Annotated in this window: 1 protein-coding gene and 1 pseudogene; one reads left to right on the top strand and one right to left on the bottom strand. The window is 58.0% G+C overall.

The annotated features are described in order from the left end of the window. A partial coding sequence (locus IE243_RS23370) for a hypothetical protein (RefSeq protein WP_210319978.1) occupies positions 1-263 on the top strand: 263 nt, incomplete at its 5' end. Here the strand turns inward: IE243_RS23370 and IE243_RS23075 are convergent. Beyond that, positions 164-454, bottom strand: a pseudogene (locus IE243_RS23075) (transglycosylase SLT domain-containing protein); the annotation flags it as partial. The gene IE243_RS23370 and the pseudogene IE243_RS23075 sit on opposite strands and share 100 nt — an antisense overlap. Positions 455-509 lie beyond the last annotated feature (55 nt).

Here is a 509-nt window from a genome sequence, read left to right as displayed (position 1 = left end):
CACCAGACGCATCGCAAGGGCATGAAATCGCACAGGATAATTTTGAATCAGACACTAAGACCCAGGACGCTCCCAAGCGTTGCACGGTTGCTGACGCCGCGGCGGCGCATGCTTTGGGTTGGACCGAAGCCCTACAAGCACCGCCGCCGACCAACCGCCGCTGTCACCCGCGCGCCAGGTTGCGTCCGCAAAAACTGCGTGCAGCGGCGGTCCAATTTCCAAATCCCGTAGCCACCATATCTTCAATCACACGGCATACATAGCGCTTCTGGGCCGGATCATTATTCGGCCCAGCATGGTAGCGCGCCACAGCCATCGTCCAGGTCTCGTGCCGCCGCTTCAGCTCGCTGAGAAACCTGGCTGCATATTCCACGTTCGCGCGGGGGTCGAACATCTGGTCAACTGACGCGAACCTCGAAGCGTGGTAGTGCGCATTGATCTGCATGCACCCTAGAGCGTTTTTCGATCATTCCGGCTCATATCCGCATGAAACGAAGTAGTTCTCACAT

The sequence above is a fragment of the Camelimonas fluminis genome, assembly GCF_014656355.1.
Classification (GTDB): Bacteria; Pseudomonadota; Alphaproteobacteria; order Rhizobiales; family Beijerinckiaceae; genus Camelimonas; species Camelimonas fluminis.
This window is presented reverse-complemented; position numbering and strand designations above follow the sequence as displayed.